The organism is Paracoccus versutus (genome assembly GCF_000763885.1).
Taxonomy (GTDB): Bacteria; Pseudomonadota; Alphaproteobacteria; order Rhodobacterales; family Rhodobacteraceae; genus Paracoccus; species Paracoccus versutus.
In genome coordinates, this window is the sequence record NZ_JRKO01000054.1 from 1 (window position 1) to 18,575 (window position 18,575).

The window sequence follows — 18,575 nt, forward strand, 5'->3', positions numbered from 1 at the left end:
ATGCGCTGCAAAGGCTGGCCGAGGCGCGCATCGTCGGCTTCGACAAGACCGGCACGCTGACCCAGGGCGCGCCCGCCCTGACCGCCATCGAGGCCGAGGACATCGCCCCCCTGGACGCCCTGCGCCTCGCCGCCGCGGCCGAGTCGCGTTCCGAGCATCCGCTGGCCGCCGCCATCGTCGCCGCCGCGCGGGACAAGGGGCTGGCCCTGCCCCCGGCCGAGGACGGCGACGCCATGGCGCTGGTCCGGCAGAACGGCCGCATCTCGGCCGATGGCGGCGTAATCGAGATCGAGGCGGCGACGGCGCGCCATGCCGCGCGCCATGCGATCAACCTGACCGGCGTGACCGAGGCGCGCACCGTCTCGGGCCGCTCGGGGCGGGTGGTGCTGGGCGGCGGCGACGGCGGCCGGGTGCGCATCGCCGGCCGGGTCGATGCCAGCGGCGGCCGGCGCGTCGCGGCCCCTCCGGTCAGCGCCGCGCGGCCGGCGGCGCGGCCCGAGCGCGGCGGCAGCATCACCGTCACCGGCGCCGAGATCGCGCTGGAGGGCGCGGTGCTGGATGCCAGCGGCACCGGCGGCGGGCTGATCCGCGTCGGCGGCGATTATCGCGGCGGGGCCGGCCTGCCACGGGCGCGCCGCACCACGCTGGACGCCGGCACGCGGCTGCTGGCCGACGGCATCGGCCGTGCCGATGGCGGGCGGATCATCGTCTGGTCGGACGAGCATACCCGCTTTGCCGGCGGCGTGTCGGCGCGCGGCGGCGACATGGGCGGCGACGGCGGCTTTGCCGAGATCTCCAGCCATGGCGCCCTGGTGATCCGCAGTTCCGACGTGCGGGTCTCGGCCCCCCGCGGCCGGCCGGGGACGGTGCTGTTCGACCCGCAGAACCTGCGCATCGTCGACGAGGAGACCTTTGACCCCGACGATCCGACGCATGTGCTGGTAACGGACATCTATGGCATGTTGCTGGACCCCGGCCACTATATCCTCTCGACCGAGGGCGAGGGCGACGATGCCGGCGACCTGGTCGTCGATACGCCGATGACCCTGACCTTTGCCGCCGGCGCGGCCAGCCATCTGGACCTGCGCGCCGACAACGACCTGCTGGTCAATGCGGCGATGAGCTGGAGCGGGCCGGGCCAGCTGTCGCTGACCGCCGGCGCCGGCCTTACCACCCTGGGCGCGCTGAGCTGGAGCGGCGCGACGGCGCTGAACCTGGCCGCGGGCGAAGGCATCGCGCTGAACGCGCCGGTGCAGGGGCCGGCCGGGGTGCTGAACCTGCAAGCGCCACTGGTCACGGCGGCGGCGGGCGTCTCGGTGGACAGCTTCCGCCTGAACGGCACCTCGCAATGGCGGCAGGTCGCGGCCACGCTGCCGGGCTTTGCGGCGCGCGATTTCGCGCTTTCCGACACGGCGGGCTTCCTGCGGGCGACGGGCGGCGCCGGGACCGCCGCCAGCCGCTATGTCATTACCGATGCCTATGGGCTTCAGGGCATCGGCTCGGCCGGCTATGCCGGGGCGCATTACGCGCTGGGGGCCGACATCGCCGCAGCGGGCACGGCCGGCTGGAACCTGGGCGAAGGGTTCCGGCCCATCGGCAGCCGCGGCACCCCCTTCTCGGGCAGCCTCGATGGCGCCGCGGCGGCGGGCGGGCGCCATGCGATCAGCGGGCTGGCGCAGGTGGTCTCCTCGGGGCCGGGCGGGCTTTTCGGCATCATCGCCGGCGCCACGATCCAGAACCTGCGCCTGCTGGACATCGCGCTGGAGGCGCGGCAAAGCTTCGCCCCCGTCGCCGGCGGGCTGGTCGGCGAGACGCAGGCGGGCAGCGCGCCCAACGTGATCGAGAACGTGCTGGTCACCGGCCGGATCGCGGCCGAGATGGGCGAGGATTCGGTCAGCAGCGCCAGCTTTGGCGGCCTGGCCGGGCTGTTCGGCGACGGCCGCATCGCCGATGCGGAATCCCGAGTCGCCCTGGCGCTTGCGGGCGAGGCAGACGGCTGGGGCGACGTGATCCTGGCCGGCGGCCTTGTCGGGCAATCGCTGGGCGGGATGACGATCACCGGCAGCCGCTATGCCGGCAGCATCGATTCCGGCTTCGACGGATCCGAGGACAACAGCGAAGGCTTCGCCCCCGCCTCGCGGATCGGCGGGCTGGTCGGGCTGACCCAGGAGGGCGACAGCATCGCCGATTCCACCGCCGCCGCGCAGATCTCCCAGACCGGCAACGGCAACTGGATCATCGGCGGGCTGGTGGGCGAGAACGCGGCGGACCTGTCCGGGGTCTCGGCCAGCGGCGGCATCACCCTGTCGCAGGACGATGTCGAGACCATCCGCCTGCTGGCCCTGGGCGGCCTGGCCGGCACCAGCAGCGGCGCCATCTCGGACGCCTGGAGCGACGTTGCCATGGACCTCGACACCGCGGGCTATGTCCGGGCCGGCGGGCTGGTCGGCGTGAACGACGGCACCATCGGCGCCGCCTATGCCCTGGGCGGGCTGGGCCTTGTCCTGTCCGGCCTGCCCGAGGGCGACAGCATCGCCGAGATCGGCGGACTGGCCGGCGCGAACGAGGGCGAGATCGCCGATGCCTTTGCCGACAATGCCGTCAGCGTCAGGGGCAATGCGGTGGCGGCGGCGGGCGGGCTGGTCGGCTGGAACCCGGGCACCATCGCCCGCGCCCGCGCCTCGGGCAGCCTGGAGGTCGCGCTGGACGGCACCGAGGCGCTGGACGGCCCGCGCTCGGCCCTGGGCGGGCTGGCGGGGTGGAACGACGGAAGCATCGCCGACGCCTATGCGCTGGCCCCCGTGACCTATTCCGGCAACCTGCCCGCGACCATCGGCGGGCTGGTCGGCTCGAACGCCGGCAGCATCGCGCGGACCCATGCGGCGGGCCGGATCAGTTCCACGGCCGCGGCGGGCCTGCTGCGCATCGGCGGGCTGGTCGGGGCCAATGACGAGGGCGAGGGCACCGGCAGCACCACCGCCTCGTTCTGGGACCGCCAGGCCAGCGGGCAGCAGCAATCCGCCGGCGGCACCGGGCTGACCACGGCGCAGTTGCAGGACACGGCGGGCTTCATGGCCCGCGCGACGGGCTGGAGCTTCACCACCACCTGGGCGCCGGGCGGCAATGGCGCCTATCCGCAGCTCTACAGCATCGACCCGGTGCTTTGGGCCGAACCCGCGCCACTGTCCGCGACCTATGGCGACGCCCTGCCCACGCCCGGCGGCACGGTGCATGGGCTGGGCCGCTACCTGTTCGGCGACCAGCCCCTGGTCGCGGGGATCTTCGGCCTGCCGGCGGGCGTGCGCAATGCCGGAACCTATCCCATCCAGACGGCGGGCAGCGTCACCTCGGCCGACGGGACCGGCTATCGCATCATCGCCTCGGCGGCGAGCCTGACCATCAACCGCGCGCTGCTGACCGTCTCGGCCAACGACCTGAGCAAGACCTATGGCGAAGAGCGCCGGCTGCTGGTCGGGGACGCCACCGCGACGGGCCTGCGCTATGACGACCGGCTGGCCGCGCTGGACCTGGCCAGCGAAGGCGCGGCGGCCGGGGCCTGGGTCGCCGGCTCGCCCTATGTCATCGGCGCCGGCGGCGCCCGGATCGAGGGCGCGGGCGGCGATGCGACCGGCAATTACATCATCACCTATGCCGAGGGCGCATTGGAGGTCTTGCGCCGCGCCATCACCATCGGCGCCCGCGACGCCGCGGCCCGCTTCGGCACCGCGCCGGTGCTGGACTGGGCGCTGATCGCGGGCACCCTGGCCCAGGGCGACGCGATCACCGACGTCCTGCTGGCCAGCAATGCCGCCGCGGCCAGCCCGCCGGGCGCCTACGGCATCACCGCCGCGGACGCGCGGATGCTGGCGGGGGCCGAGGCGAACTATGCCATCACCTATGCCCCCGGCACCTTGCAGATCCTCAGCCCCGGCACGGCCAGGGGGTTGCCCATCGCGCAGAACACCCTGCCGGAGACCGGGCTGCCGAACCCCACGGACGGCCCCCTGCCCCTTCCGGTCACGCTGCCGACCGATCCGCCCTTGATCACAGACGGCGGAGGCGTGCAGGAGGACGGGCTGGCCCGGCTTGCCGCCCTGTCGGACGAGGTGTCGCAGATGATCGACGCCTGCAGCCAGCACGAGGGCCAGGCCGAGGACATGCTGGCCTGCCTGTCGCGGGCGCTGGACCGCTATTCCAGCGCGCTGGACCAGCTTTCGGCGGAACTGCCGCCCTCGATGCAGACGGTCTCGGCCATCCTGCGCCAGGCCAGCGCCGAGATCGGCGCGGCGCGCAGCCGGGCGATGGACCGGCTGGCCACGGCCGGCAGCGATGCCGAGCGCCGCGCCATCCGCGGCGACGCCCTGCGCGAGGCCAGCCAGGCCATCGCCGGCGCGCGGGCCGAGATCGTCAAGCAGATCGCGCTGCTGCGGGTCGAAGACCCCGAACTGGCCCGCGCCCATGCCCGGCAGGAGGGGCTGATCCTTGCCACGGTCGAGAAAGCCGATGCCGTCCTGGTGCGCGCGGTCGGGCTTTAGGCCCGCCCTCATCCTCGCCGCGCTGGTCGCGGCACTGTTCCTGGCCGCCGAGGCCGCGGCGGCGCCCAAGGTGGCGCTGGTGATCGGCAATGCCGCCTATGACGGCGTGCCGGCGCTGGACAATCCCGCCAACGATGCCGAGGACATGACCGCGGCGCTGCGCGACCTGGGCTTCCAGGTGATCCTGGGCGTGAACAGCGACCAGGCGCAGATGCGGGCGCTGATCGGCCAGTTCGGCGCGGCGGCGCAGACCGCCGAGGTGGCGCTGTTCTACTATGCCGGCCATGCCTTTCAGGTCGCCGACCGGAACTATCTGCTGCCGCGGGATTTCCGGCTGGAGCGGCTGGACCAGGCCACCGAGCGCACCGTGGCGCTGGACGAGGTGCTGGGGGCGATGGCCGGGGCGCCGGGGGTCAAGATCGTGCTGCTGGACGCCTGCGGCGACAATCCGCTGCGGCTTGCCGGCGCCGGCCGCGGCCTGGCCCGGATCGGCAGCCCCGCGGATTTCCTGATCGCCTATGCCACCCAGCCCGGCGCGGTGGCCTTTGACGGCGCCGGCCGCAACGGCACCTTCACCGAGGCGCTGCTGAGCCATATCCACACCCCCGCCCAGGACATCGGCGAGATGATGATCGCGGTGCGCAAGGACGTGATGGCGCGGACCGGCGGGCAGCAGATCCCCTGGGACGCCTCGGCGCTGACCCGGCGGTTCCGCTTTGCCGACGGCCCGCCCACCGCCTCGCCCGAGACGCTGTTCTACCAGGTCTCGGTCCGCGCCGCCGATCCGGCGCTGCTGCGGCTTTACCTGCAGCGCTATCCCAACGGCAGCCATGTCGGCGAGGTGCTGGCGCTGCTGGCGCAGGATCCCTCACGCACGGGCCAGGCGCGGCGCAGCATGGGGCCCGAGGCCGAGGGCGCGGCGGGCGAGCAGCTGTGGGATCTGGCGCGGCGCAGCCGGCTGAAGCCCCTGCTGGAAAGCTATGCCCGCAGCTATCCCGACGGGCCGCATATCGGCGAGGCCCGGCGGCTGCTGGCCGAGCTTTCGGCGCAGGCCGATCCCGGCCCCGCCCGGCGCTGCGAATTGCTGGCGACCCATCCGCGCGACGGGACCGAGACCACGCCCGGCGTCTCCTACGAGCTGCTGGCGCAGAACGCCGTCGAGGCGATGCATGCCTGCGACGAGGCGAGCCGGCTTCACCCCCGCCAGGCGAAATACGTCGCGCTGCTGGCACGGGCGACGGCGGCGGCCGGCCTGCGCGCCCAGGCGGTGGCGCTTTACGAAACCGCGGCCGGGCGCGGCGACCTGCGGGCCATGGTCAGCCTGGCGCTGCTGAAGGAAACCGGGGACGGCGTGGCCCCTGACCCGGCCGGCGCGCTGGCGCTTTACGAAAGGGCGGCCGCCGCCGGCAGCGCCGATGCGGCGATCAACCTGGCGGTGACGCTTCTGGACAACCCCCGCGCCCAGGACCAGCAGCGCGGCATCGCGCTGATGCAGCAGGCCTCGCAGGCCGGGTCGCCGATCGCCACCTTCAACCTGGGCGTGCTGGCGCAAGAGGGCCGCTTCGGCGATCCCGGCGACGCCCGGACGCTGTTCGAGCGCGCGGCGCGCGAGGGCGAGCCGCGCGGCCACCGCGCCGCGGCCGTGCTGCTGGACGAGGGGCGCGGCATCCCCCGCGACCCCTCGCGCGCGGCGGTGCAGCTGCTGCTGGGCGTCGCGTCCGACGATGGCGGCCTGCTGCGCGAGCTGGCCGAGCAGGGCGGGAACTGGAACCCCGAGACGCTGAGCGCGCTGCAACGCCGCCTGGCGCGGGCGGGACTGTTTCAGGGCCCGGCGGACGGCACGCCCGGCCCGGCGCTGAGCCAGGCGCTGGAACTGTGGCGCAACGGCGGCTTCAACGCAGCGGCGCTGTCGGGCTGAGCGCGGCCTTGCCGGGCCTTGCCGGGCATCTGCTGCCTGCGCAACCCCTGGGATCGCTGCCTGCCGCACAGCCGGCCCCCAGCGGCAGTTCAGGGGAGGACCTGTTGCAGGAACGCGCGCGCGGGGGCCTTGCGAGTGGCTGACGAAATCGCCGGGTGCCGCCTCCCTCAACCTTCTGGCCGCAGCCCATCAAGATCCCGGTCGGCGCCCGGCCGTGCGAAGCCCATCTCATCGGTAACGCAGGGCATGGCCACGCCCACTTCGGCCGGACCGACCATGGTGTCGAGGACATCCTTGATCTGAACCTTAACCATGCCGCGACCGAAGCCCGGTCATGCAACTCGTGTGCCGTCGCGAGACCTTGCCACCCTATTTGCGCAGGAGGACTCGCCGCCTGCGCTACGGGACAGCGTCGTTGAAGGGAGGGGTTGCGCGCCGGAAGTGTGCCTTATCAAACAAAAGGCCGGACTTCCTGAAACGACAAAAGAATTGGCAAGGATCAGGAACCTCTACCTCGACGACCGAAAATAATCGAAGCAAGTCAAACCCTGATTAATCAATTCACACTCAAAGTCTGCCTTTATCATCTGAAAACATTGCCTCTGACCAGGTAAAAAAGAGAGCCGAGCACAGTCAGCTCTCTTCAGGCGCATATGTTTAGACTACATCATTCCGACGAAAAATATCGCTGCATTTGCCACCAAGAGAAATTGGCAATGCCCCATGGCCTATCTGGTGAGAGCGCTCCGCAACCAATGATCTACCAGACGTCTCCGCCAGTTCCTCCAGCGAAATAATTTCGCTTCTGAATTTTTCAAATGACGCGCGCGTTGAATAATGCCCACGACGAACCCATTCACCTTTGCGTTCGGTTGCAACCTGAAGGTGACCTTCTTCACGTAGGCGATAAACAGTCGGCCTACTAACCTTCAGTGCTCTTGCCACCTCGGCCGAAGAGACAATCTTTTCGCGGCGGCGCCCCTTCAGTCGACCCAAATCATTCAGTTGCAATCGAAACTCCCGAAAGCTCACGGGATGAGTGCTAGCGGCATAAAGGGTAATTCGGTGCGTCAGGATATGATCAGTTACATGCGCTGTCATTATCCCTCGAAGACGGGCGGCGGTTGAAATGTCGACCGTTTCAATTTCGGAACTAGGGTGGCGCAGGAGCTGTCTAAGACTATCGATAAAATCCTCAACATCTCTCTTACTGTAGTATGAGCTTCCCTGATCGCTCTCGTAGTAGTGTTTGATTAGACCCTGATCGGCCAGTCGTTCAAACAATATATAATTTATTCCAATGCTTTTAGCGGCTTCCTTGGTGCCAACCAGAGCAGCCAACTCTGAGCAGACACCATTAAGAACCGCTGTGGGGATGTACTTATTCAGTTTGTAGAACCTACCGCCGGACTCGGGCCTTGCGATTCCCATCTCAGCCAGCTTCCGGCCAAGTCGAATGTGCGGGATCCCGAAAGCCTTCTCAGCTGTCTGGAAAGAATGGAGCTGCTGTTCGGGACAGGGTTTTCCAAATACAATTGCTCCGGTCGCTATCGGGAAGTTCTTGAATATGAAATCCCGGACGATATTTCGGAAAATATCGAAATCTTTGTCATCATCGCGATAACGTAGCCATTCAAAGAACACGCCGTAGTGATACCGGTGTAACTTTTCCTCAATGGGATGGGCATCACGTATTGCTCTGAGCTTTTTCCGCAGACTGTTGGGGCCTTCCTGCAACACCTGGAGACCCGCGCTCCCGGCCACTGCCCACTGCGGATCCCTGGTCTCGGAGCGCTTTGCTTTCGGACCGATAGTCAACAACAATCCCAGCATCTCGCAGGCCTGCGCGGCGACATGGAGGGGGGACTGATCCAACCATGTCCCTCCGGGGCCCTTTTGGATTCGATTGATCAGGTAGTTTTCGAGTTTCAGATGGTTGGGTTTCACCATCACGATGCCTGCGGGCTGAAATTGGTCAACCATGGGGATATGGTCGAAGCAGTCGTTTGCATTCGCAGGCCGTGGGACTGCGACGAGATGACAACCATGCCGTTCACAACTTCGGATTGCTGCGAGTTGCCATATCCCATGATGGACGATCCCGGTCCTGTCATCTGGATTCTGAGCGCACATCGGACAGATCCTGAGCGTGGTCCGCGCGAATGCGGTGAATTTAATGCGTTCGTTCCCAAGCCGAAACCAACCCGGCTCAATCAGAGAAGGTGTTGCCGCTTGCAGAGGGACAGGGTCGATATCGCCCAGAACTGCCAACCTCTGGATTTCGACCGGATCGCCGTTCACAAGCGCGAAGTAGTCGATCCCCACATCCGAGCAGAAGGTGATCATCCGAGGCACCCCGTTCCGTCGAGCCAGGCGGGAGGCGAAGGATGTCGCGGATTCCCCCACAATCGTGGGGACCGTCAGTGGTAGTGGTTTTGTCGCCGTGAACATCAGCGTTTCTCCCGTGAGAAGACCTGCCGCGCATCGACCCGGTAAAAATCGGGAATGACGAAAGGGTTGAACGAGTCGTCGCAGGCGGTCCGCAGGTGATAGGCGCGGGCAAAATCCCGCGATGCCAGTTGGCGGGCCCCGTTGAGAAACGCCTGTTCGATGGCCGCCAGCGTCAATTCGATGACCAGACCGAACTGATTGGCTGCCGCGTGGATCAGCCGTTCGCCATGTGCCAGTTCGACAATGCTGGGGGCTGGCGGCAGTCCCGCGCGCTTGCAGTAGTACTCCACGAGATCCAGCCACGGTCACGCTGCTTTGCGAGATGCCGAGCGACCGGGCGATCTTTGCCATGGATGATCCCGCCAACCGGAGCCGGAACTTGAGGAGCTCATGGTTTTCAAGATCGACCTTCATGGGCTGATATAAGTCCTTGGTCTGCAGAGTTACTCTGCGAATCAGAGATTCGAAAAACCACGATTGGCGCAACAAGATTGATGACCACTTCTCATTTTTGCTTCAATTGACCGGTAATAATGGCAGCCAAACTGAGAAGAGTTCGTAAAGCATGCACTATTTTATGGTACGCTCTGATCAGCCCGCCATATCTGGAGCTCTTTGGCGGCGTGTCGAGGAGAACTGCATGTTCGGATTGACCGACGAGGAGACTGCGGCACTTGTGGCAGCCAGGGCGGCTGTGCAGAACGCCCAGAGTATCGTCGATCGTCTCGAAAGGAAAATTTTCGACGCTGAATCAGAGGCTATTCGCGCGCGAAGGCGGACGCCCCGATCATCTGTAGCCGCAACCCTGTCGGCTAATGCCTCGCCTCGGCAGGACTTTCCAAAGCCTGCTTCAAAGAGATGCTCCCGGTCATCGTCTCTCTCGCGACTGCTCTACCCGCCGACGCCGCCGCCCCGCGAGGCCATCATCGACACCTTCGGCCTGGTAAAATCGTTCGGCGGCCTCGCGAACACCTATTCGATGGGGCACGCGCAAACCCACCAAGCGCTGCGAGATGCCGGTATCAACATCTGGGAAGAGGTGGCGCGAGACTGGGATCGCGGCATTTCCGTCAAGGAGCTGAGTCGTCGCCATGGCATCGGTCGAGACACCGTCGCCAGATGGATCCGGAAAACGGGCCGGATCGTCAACCCGCGCAACGGCAATCGGCGATCCGATGAAGCGCTCATCGTCAAAACCTATAGGGAGACATATTCGGTCAACAAGGCAGCCATAGCGGCTGGGGTTGCTTGGGCCACGGCGCGTGCTGTTCTTTTGCGGGATGATGCTTGGACCGAGAAAAGGCGGAAACCTGCATCCATCTTCGGGTCCGGAGCGGAAACGGCACGCCAGTCTTTGCCCAGTTGCTGATCGATGAACCGACTTCTATCGGCGTCAGCGAGAACAGGCCTGAATTACAGGTCCACGCGCCCCGAGCGATCGGTCGACCAACCACCGGTTGGTTTCATTGGTCGACGGCACGGCGAATCCTCCAGGAATAGGGGCCTATGGGGGCTCCGTGCCGACTCAGCGGAACCACCTCACGAGCCAAACGGTGCTGACGATGGCTGAAGCCACGGAAAATGAGACCGCTCGCCTGCTTCTGGACATGCGCCGGGAGATGCAAGACATGCACAAGAAACTTGCTCTGAGGCTCGACGGCATTGCCCATATTCTGGCATTGATGGAGCGGGGGCATCGCGCCAAAAGGGGCAAAGAGGTGCCTCCTTTAAAGGCGGACTGAAGCGTCGGTTATGTGATGCCGCCTGTGCGAGTCTCGACCTCGGCAAGCGGCGCGACAGCGGGTCGTCCTGTGCGGGCGACGTGCAGCATTTGGGGAAACGAACAGCGTCCATGGCCGATGATCCGGTAGTGGCGGCCCCTGCATTTGCTGTAACAGCCAATCCACCCGGCTGACCGCAATCAGCCTGCCGACAGGCTGCACCGGCATCGAGCTATCAGTCCTCGCCCCATATGTCGTCCATGAAGGCCTTATTCGCCTCGACAGTGTCCGTAGACCCCGATTGAAAACCCATCCGTGCAGCCTGCTCCTGGATCTTGCGCACACGTTCCGCAAGATCCGCCTTGGCGGGCGGAGAGTCGCTGTCGGTTCCTTGGACGCGGTCGCTTTCCATGAGGCAACGATACCATACTCTGCGACATTCAGGAACTGCCGCGCAGAAGACGTGGTGTATCCTTGACGCAAGGCCAACGAGCCCTTGATATCACCGTTCCGCCCTGCCGGCCTGCGACAGCGCGCTGACCTGGTCGGGTTCCCGGCTGGTCAGCGCCAGATATTCTGAAACCGCACCGCCGCCGTGCGGGTATAGCGTGCGGTATGGCGCGGATCGCGATGGCCGAGATAGTCCTGGATCAGCCGCAGGTCGCGCCCGGCATGGGCCAGGGCGTGACCGCAGGAATGGCGCAATATATGTGGGTGCACCGCGCCGAGCCCGGCTCGCGCCGCGATGCAGGTCAGGAGATAGTTCACCGCCTGCCGGGTCAGTGGCCCGCCACGCTCCGACAGAAACAGCCAGGGCAGCGGATCACCACGACCAGCCAGATAGCGCCGCAATGCCCGAATCTCATCCCCCGCCAGCGGCTGGCTGGTGGACAGCCCATGCTTCAGCCGCTGCACCCAGAGCCGGCCCGAGGCCAGATCGAGATCCGTCCGCCGCAGGGCGATCAGCTCGCTGACCCGCAGCCCGTGCCGGTACATCAGCAACAGCATGAGATGATCGCGCGCGCCGTGCCGGCCGGACCTGGCCGCAGCCAGCAGGCGCTTGACCTCATCGGGGGTCAGGTAATCTCGGCGGCGCCGATGCGCATCCACCGGCGCGCTGCCGTCACTCTTAACAAAATGCTGGTCGGTGCGCTATCGGGTCATCTGATTTTGCCCTGCGATTTCTGGTCCTGACTCTATCCACTCTTTACAAAACGGGCATTCTGTAAAGAGTTTGCTGTGGGTTACGACGTCGCTTCCGGCCCATTCCTGCCGCTCGGTCAGACCGAATGCTGCGACGCGGCATTCCCGTAACCGGACATTCGTTACTCTGCCACGATCGCAACGCCCGAGAAGCCCAAGGACGCGAAGTTAACCGGATGCACTCTTTGCCAGAGAAATTCCACTTCACTGAAGCCGCCGCCTGTCTATAGTCAACCAACTGAGGGAGAACACAGCTTATGAGGGTGACAATTTGCGGTCGTGGTGTCCACAAACGCGAAGTGAAAAGCATTGAACGGTTGAAAAATGATTTGCCGTCGGACTGGTACGCATTCACCAATCTTGATCTGGTTCTGGGCCTTGGAAAAACGCGCGAGGTCGATCTTGTCATCGTCAGCCCGCATCGCGTCTTCTTAATTGATATCAAGGAATGGCACGGAAAGATCGAAAATAAGGACGGGCGTTGGTATCAAAACGGCGAAGATAAGGGCCCGTCCCCTGTAAAAAAGATAAGTGATATCTGCCGTGAGGTTCTCCCGTTCCTGTCTTCTGCGCTGAAAAGCCGTCCCGTCGACCAGAAGGGCGCTGTCCCGAAGTTAGAGGGCCTTGTGGTCCTCGCCGGTACCGCGACGGCTGCCCATCTTGATGGATTGGAAAAGTCGAAGGTCCTTACACTGGATCAGTTTGTTAAACTGATGGGCGACGAACAGCGCATGACGGAGGTTTTTGGAGAGCCGTGGACGCAATTCCGGTATACGCCGCTCACGGCGCAAAGCTGGAAGAATATGCTGCATAGCTTCTTCAATGCATCATCCCCGCAATCTCCATTCAAGCACGGCAAGCGGCGTTTCCAGAGATACGTAGCTGAAGATGAACCCTGTTTTGAGCATCCTCGCGACATTTATCAGGAGTTCGAAGCAAGCGACGAGGATAGCAAAAACAATCTTGGCATTCTCAGGCTTTGGGATTTTACAAAGTGCAGCGACGGTCGGTTTCAAACCGAAGACGGTCGCCTCGAAATAGCGGGGCGAGAGAAGCAGGTGTATCACTGGCTTCTGGACCGTGACCAGGATTTTGAACGCACACTGCTTACGCCGCGTTTGGATGATCCCGATCGTGGTGCACGTTACTGGGAAATCTTCGACCGCCGCCGCCGCATGGCCCGACTCAAGGACTATGCGGTGAGTGAGTCGACTTTATCCCTGCCTGCGGCGCGCGTAGAGCTGGCCCGCCAGTTGGTTGCCGCCGTTGCCTCAATGCACCGTCATAACGCGGCTCATCTCGATCTCGGGGGTCATAGCATCTGGCTCGAAGAGCCAACCTCCGTAAAGCTTTCGCATCTCTTTGCAGCACGGTTTCCTGATACAAAATCGTTGGGCGATGCCCGATATCAGTTCTTGGCCAGTGTAACCGTTCCTGAGGATATTCTTGGCGAGGACAAGGGGCCGAAAAAGAGGGATGTATTTCTGCTCGGCGTTGCTGTTCACGAGTTGCTGTTTGGGCGTATTCCGGCTGGTGACCCTGCAGAATGGGATCCATCGATCGATACCAGCGGCGAATTTGAAATGCTGCATAGCTGGCTCGCGGAGGCATTGGAAGTCGATCCTGGAAGCCGATTTGCAGACGCGGGCGTCGCTCTGAGCTCCTTTAACAAGGCCACGGCGGCGCGTCCCTCTCAGGAAGAAGTGATGTCCGGATTGGAAGCCCTTCGCGGCTCCATTCGAACCAGCCGCCAACTTTTCCAGGCCTTCCCTGATCAGGGCGATGTAATCAAAGAAAGCGATGCTCTAGATGTGTGGCGCTCTCAAGAGGATGGCGAACCGGTCATCATAAAGCACTGGAAGTCAGCTGCGTGGGGGTCGCTGCAGAATGAAGGCCGCACCGTCCTATCGTTCCTGCACAGGGCATCATCGGTTATGATGGATAAGTTGCCCGGAATGCCCAACGTGCGCGGGGTGCATTGGCTGGGCGACAGTATGGCCATCGTCCAGGAGTGGATCGACGGGACCGTTCTCGACACCCTGTTGAACAAGTCGTCATCGGAACTGGCGGACCAGGTAAAGGCAATTGAGCTCGCGCGCCGCCTTGTGAGGGCAGTTGATGATCTCCATGAGCACTGTTTTTCGCATGGGGACATCAAGCCTTCAAATATAGTCATAAATAATGAGGGGAATCCCATCCTTATCGACGCATTGGATTTTGCACCTCGCGTCGATGGTGAACTTCGTACGTTTGCCTATGCTCCTGATTCCGGCAATCGCTTCGAGCGCGACCGATTTGCCGTTACGAAGATCGTAGAGGAGATTTGCGCAACCAGCATGCTAGAGGCACAGGATGCTGCTAGGCTGTCGACTGCTGCGCGGGAATGCCGGGACAGGGACCCAAAGCTAGCGACACTTCTGCCGCTGCAAGAGGCTTGCGATCTCATCTACGAGCGGCTCACCGCGCAAGAGGAAGTTGTAGCGAAGGAAAAGAGAGCCCAGATTGCAGTTTCTATCGTGAGAGAAAACATTGGGCCCATCGAACCGGACGAAGGCAGGCTCTTCATCAGCTTGCACCGCCGCCCCGATCGATCCCAAGCAAAACTGTCTATCCGAGGTGCGTTTGAGCGCATCGAAGTCACTCTCGACGACACCGGCAAACCGGTGCGAGCACGCCGCTGGTCCCTTGAGCAATGGCGGATAGCTCAGATCGCAAGGAACGAATTTCATTCAATAGATGCCGACCTTACCGTCGCACGGTCGGATATCAATGATTTTTCGGCGCTGTCTGGTGTTCTCGAAGACCCAGTCGTTGCGGCGGAACTTCGCACTTATCTGGCTGGTACCACGAGCGAACCGCTCAAAAAGCTGCCAGACGATGTCGATGAGCTCTCGGAAGAAGATGAGGCGGAAGACGCACTGTCTGAGGAGATCGCGAGCGCCCCGGTTCAGAAGAAGCCCGCTGATGTCGATGTCCGCGCTCTTTGGCGAACGCTCACGGATGTTGAAAACGAACTTACCACCGATGGAATAGCTCTGCTCGACAGCGTGTACGACAGGTCTTTGCAACGGCATAAAGTTGCTCTGGAGCTGGAGACAGGGGACTTTGATTTCTCGCGTCAGGATACAGTCGGGGTGCAGCGGCAGGATCCGAAGGGGAACTGGCGCAGAATTGGTGATCTCGATTTGGATCGGTCCCGGCCTGATTTGGCGGTCATAAGCGCCCATAGCGGTAATGCCATCGGATCGCGCATTGTTGAGGAAGGGCAGCGCCTACGTTTCGTCAGCCATTTCGAGGTCCAGAGCCTCAAGCGCAGAACGGATGCGGTTGATCGCATTCTCGAAGGAAACGGCCGGGCGGCGAACCTTCTGTCGGTTTTTGACCCGCGATCGGGCGCATCTCCGCAGGTGACCAATCATGTTCCGAACGAAGAAGTCTTAAGAACTTACGGACTGAACGAGGATCAGGAACAAGCTTTCCGGCGCATTGTCAAAACCCGGCCGGTCGGGGTCCTCCAGGGTCCGCCCGGCACAGGGAAAACTCGGTTCATCGCCGCGCTTGCACATTACGCCATCACCGCAGGTCTGGCACGGAACGTGCTGCTAGCCAGCCAGTCGCATGAGGCGGTGAACACTGCAGCCGAATCCGTACTCGCATTGTTCCGAAAGGCGGGCGAAGATCCGAGCTTGCTCCGCGTGGCCATGAATGACGGTCAGGTTTCAGCTCCTCTGAGGCCGTTTCACACGGCCAGGGTGGAGCAGAGCTACAAGGACCGCTTCAGTGCGTCCTTTGCCGAGCGGCTGGCGGTAGCAGGAAAAGCCCTAGCTATTCCAGAAGATGCTATAGCCATAGTTGTGAAACTGGAGACGACTCTGCGCCCTGTTATCGTGCGCATAGCCGAACTTTGCGGTGACAGCGACCCCGACTACCAGCGGATCAACAGCCTTATCCAGACGCTTACGACATTGCTGGCAGATATCGGTATCAATGTGAATCTGCCAGAGGAACGCATCGAAAGCGAATGGCTAGCGGTCCTTGATGATGTGGGCAAGGCCGTTGCGGATATCGCCCGCAAGGAACACGCGGTGTCCGCTGACAAGATTCGGCGGCTGCGGGCTGTTGCCGGTTTGGGACGAGACTTTATTGGCAGTGTTTCCCGTGCTGAACGTAGTTTTGATACCTTCCTGGCGGGGACGCGCCAGATCGTAGTGAGAACTTGCGTGGGGCTTGGACGTTCGTCGCTTGGTTTGACGGCTACCGCATTCGATCTTGTCATCGTTGACGAAGCCGCGCGATGCACAGCAGGCGAACTACTGGTGCCATTGCAGGCGGCCCGTTGGGCGGTTCTTGTTGGTGACCAGGCGCAGCTGGAGCCACAGCACAAGGCCGAGGTCGTCAACCTTGTGGCTGATCGCACAAGGATATCGAAACGAGAGATTCAGCGAAGCGACTTCGAGCGGTTGTTCCTTACCGAGTACGGACGAGATGCCGGTGCCCGGCTGAAGACCCAGTACCGGATGTTGCCGCCAATCGGGCAACTTGTGTCCGAGTCCTTTTATCCTGACCTCGCCCTAGAAGCCGGCCGATCGGTGCCGATCATTCCTGCGCAGGTGCTGCCGGAGGAACTGGAAAAACCCCTGGCCTGGATCGAAACCGATGGTCTGGGCTCCGCAGGCCATGAGCAATCTATGGGTAGTAGTCGCATTAACAAGGCAGAAGGCGATTCCATAATTGGCCTTTTGACCAAATGGCACGAGAACGGGTCTTTCCGTTCGTGGCTACAGGAGCAGAATACGCACCAGGCGGGTATCGGCGTCATTTGTATGTATGCGGCCCAGCGAAACCTCGTCGACAAGGCACTGAGGCAGTCGCGGCTCGCTTATCTACTGGATCGTCATATCAAGATCGGCACCGTTGATAGTTATCAGGGCAAAGAAAATCCCATAATCCTGCTGTCGCTGGTCCGAAACAATTCGGCGGGTCCCATTGAGGCCGGGGTTAAGAGAATTCAAGAAGGTTTCCTGGCTACGCCCAACCGTATCAACGTCGCGGCCAGCCGCGCTATGGATCGTCTGGTAATAATAGGTGCGCGGAACCGATGGCGCGAAGGCGGCCCGATGAGCCTCTTGGCGTCGAGTTTTGCCCGTCGCGCCGCCGAGGGATCCGCTCAGGAATTCGCGGCAGAAATTTTGTTCGGCGCCGACAAAGATGCCAATCGCGCTGATCATGCTTCTTCAAAACCTAGATGCGCCGAAGGAGGTGCCCGTGGAAACGCTTAGCCGTCCGCTCCTGAGCCTGAAAGGGCATGAACTGGTGCCACTCGACGAAGATCGCAAGGTGGAACTGGATATCATAGATGTCCTGCTTCCCTGCCGTACCTATGAGATGAAGTACAAGGTCGCAGTCGCAGCCAAGGTCAGCCCTACACTTGAATTTCTTCTAAGGCTGCTGAAGTCGGCGCCGGGGATGAACGAGCCCGACGTTGCGGAGTTTTTCGGGTATAGCGTAAATGAGCTGGAGTACGTCTTAAGCGAAGCCTCCGAGCCTGGATATATCGAGCGCAAGCAGGGCCGTTTGTGGCTGACCACGGCGGGCGACAGCCTGTTTCGCGCGGATCAAAAGGAACCGTCGATCTATAGCGTCGAGTCACGCCGTCGGGGCGTAGGGTTCGATCTCGTGGCTATAGCCCCGCAGCCACGAAAGCGACCAGATTCCATCGAAAGGTTCCTGCCCGAACTCGGTCTGAGCGACCTGGCAGGGTCGGGGCGCACGACACAACAATTGCCGGCACGCTTTGAGCGCTTCTTTCGCGAGATTGCCGATCAGGTTGATCGAGGGAAAGGCGAGAAGAGGCAGCTATACTCTATCGATCCTGTCATCGTTGCTCAAGAACGTTATCAGGTTCCATTGCGAATCCGCACATACGCCCGCGCTTCCAACCCCAGCGTTCCTGAAATCGATCTAAGTTCGTGGCGTCCGGAGCATGAGATTGCCGACCGGCCGGAAATAGAGAATGCAGTTGCTTTGTTCGTCAAAGATCTCGCAACACATGCAAACCAGTTGGATGCTGTTGCTTCTTACGATGCGCTCGTCTCATTGGCTCCCGAATTCTTAAAAGAGTTCACCGTCAAGACCGGCCTTAACGAAAGGCGGTATTGGAGGGAAGCTATAGGCCGAGTAGGTGAAGTCAGAAGTGACCGCAAAACAATTCCGTTGGTCGGGTCTTTGCTACTTGAGAATAACCTGCAGCGCTTTCTCTCTATCCTGGATTACGGCGCAGCACAGGCAACGGCGGCACCGGAGCGTATCATCGCGGTGGCACCGCAGACACGTCATTGGGGAGCGACAACGCAGCTTCGCGGGCTGCTCGCCCTGATCAAGGAAAAAGTAGGCAAGATTGACGCTGGCGATGCGACCTCCGAGACGCTCAGCATGTGCCTGACCAGAGCCGCGCCCCCGCGTTTCATCAAAGAAACGTTTGATGAGATCGCTGAAAGCGACGCAGCGCGCTTCCCACGCGGGCTGGAGCTTTATCTTGTTCCATCCATCGCGATGGCCGCGATTGTTCATGCACCTTTAGGAGCGTCAATTGGCAATACCGTCCCTCTGGGCATTGCCTCCTTCGATCCGGCAGTGCTGGAACGTTGTGAACAGTACCTTGAAGACAATCGTCCTAAAGAGCCGTGATCAAGATAATGAAGAACATCGATTGCCCGTCGCTGCGCTCTGCTAGATTGGCTGTTTTTC

9 protein-coding genes are annotated in these 18,575 nt (G+C 62.9%); 6 read left to right on the forward strand and 3 right to left on the reverse strand.

All coding sequences use genetic code 11. The features are described 5' to 3' along the window. The coding region (locus IT40_RS20630) for an MBG domain-containing protein (RefSeq protein ID WP_036759296.1) at nt 1-4,535 on the forward strand (4,535 nt) is incomplete at its 5' end. Next, entirely contained in the window at nt 4,504-6,453 is a 1,950-nt protein-coding gene (locus IT40_RS20635) for a caspase family protein (protein ID WP_036759299.1), read from the forward strand. The genes IT40_RS20630 and IT40_RS20635, both read left to right, overlap by 32 nt. Nucleotides 6,454-7,110: 657 nt before the next feature. Here IT40_RS20635 and IT40_RS27900 read toward each other — a convergent pair. Both IT40_RS27900 and IT40_RS29335 read right to left on the reverse strand, forming a co-directional pair. Then, the gene (locus tag IT40_RS27900) at nt 7,111-8,904 is read right to left on the reverse strand and encodes a TniQ family protein (RefSeq protein WP_166436085.1); all 1,794 of its coding nucleotides are present in this window, start codon (nt 8,902-8,904) and stop codon (nt 7,111-7,113) included. Then, nucleotides 8,904-9,194 carry a hypothetical protein gene (locus IT40_RS29335; RefSeq protein ID WP_052096192.1) on the reverse strand — a complete coding sequence of 97 codons (291 nt, stop codon included), beginning with the start codon at nt 9,192-9,194 and terminating at the stop codon, nt 8,904-8,906. Before IT40_RS29335 ends, IT40_RS27900 begins: the two co-directional genes overlap by 1 nt. 350 nt (nt 9,195-9,544) lie before the next feature. Between IT40_RS29335 and IT40_RS28875 the strand changes: the two genes are divergently transcribed. Further along, nucleotides 9,545-10,273, forward strand: a complete 729-nt coding sequence (locus tag IT40_RS28875) for a helix-turn-helix domain-containing protein (protein WP_166436084.1) — start codon at nt 9,545-9,547, stop codon at nt 10,271-10,273. 193 nt (nt 10,274-10,466) lie between these two features. Beyond that, the gene (locus IT40_RS20645; RefSeq protein WP_147307266.1) at nt 10,467-10,646 is read left to right on the forward strand and encodes a hypothetical protein; all 180 of its coding nucleotides are present in this window, start codon (nt 10,467-10,469) and stop codon (nt 10,644-10,646) included. Nucleotides 10,647-11,186: 540 nt separating this feature from the next. On the opposite strand, the gene IT40_RS20650 is transcribed toward IT40_RS20645, so the two are convergent. After that, entirely contained in the window at nt 11,187-11,735 is a 549-nt protein-coding gene (locus IT40_RS20650; protein ID WP_036759304.1) for a tyrosine-type recombinase/integrase, read from the reverse strand. A 350-nt stretch (nt 11,736-12,085) separates the two neighbouring features. Between IT40_RS20650 and IT40_RS27905 the strand changes: the two genes are divergently transcribed. Beyond that, the gene (locus IT40_RS27905) at nt 12,086-17,107 is read left to right on the forward strand and encodes an AAA domain-containing protein (protein WP_084197331.1); all 5,022 of its coding nucleotides are present in this window, start codon (nt 12,086-12,088) and stop codon (nt 17,105-17,107) included. After that, nucleotides 17,094-18,515: a hypothetical protein gene (locus IT40_RS28880; RefSeq protein WP_147307265.1), complete on the forward strand. Its 1,422-nt coding sequence runs from the start codon at nt 17,094-17,096 to the stop codon at nt 18,513-18,515. The genes IT40_RS27905 and IT40_RS28880 overlap by 14 nt, the downstream gene beginning before the upstream one ends. The last annotated feature ends 60 nt before the right edge of the window (nt 18,516-18,575 follow it).